The organism is Micromonospora aridisoli (assembly GCF_056150025.1).
The window spans coordinates 1-527 of the sequence record NZ_JAXCFK010000171.1 but is presented as its reverse complement, the minus strand read 5'-3'; the positions used below and the strand labels follow the sequence as shown (position 1 = coordinate 527).

Here is a 527-nt window from a genome sequence, read left to right as displayed (position 1 = left end):
ACCGTGACCGTGACGCCGGACGGGCTCCAGCCGACCGTCGCCCTGTCCCCGGCCGTCGCGGCCGGCGACGCGATCACCGTCGACGGCAGCGGGTTCGCCGCCGGCGAGACGGTGACCGTGGCGCTCGGCACCGACCCGGCACGGGCGGCGACGGTGGCCGCGTCGGCGACCGGCACCGTCCGCGCGTCGATCGCCACCTCGGGCGACACGCGACCCGGCCGCTACGCGGTCACCGCCACCGGCGCGTCGTCGCGCACGCCGGCCACGGCCACCGTCCAGGTGACCGACCGGCCGCAGGCGCCGGCGTACCACCCGCAGGCGGCGCTGTCTGCCACGTCGGGTCGCGGCGGCTCGTCGGTCACGGTCGACGGGTCCGGGTTCGCGCCGAACGAGGCGGTCACCGTCCGCTTCGGTGCGGGCCTCGCGCCTCGCACGGTGAACGCGAACGGCGACGGCGTCATCCCCGGCGCGCCGGTCAGCGTCCCGGGGACGCTGCGGACGGGGCCGACCAGCATCACGCTGACGGG

Annotated in this window: 1 pseudogene; it reads left to right on the top strand. The window is 78.4% G+C overall.

Annotation, left to right across the window (positions count from 1 at the left end):
* A pseudogene (locus tag SM447_RS29945) lies at positions 1 to 527 on the top strand (hypothetical protein); the annotation flags it as partial.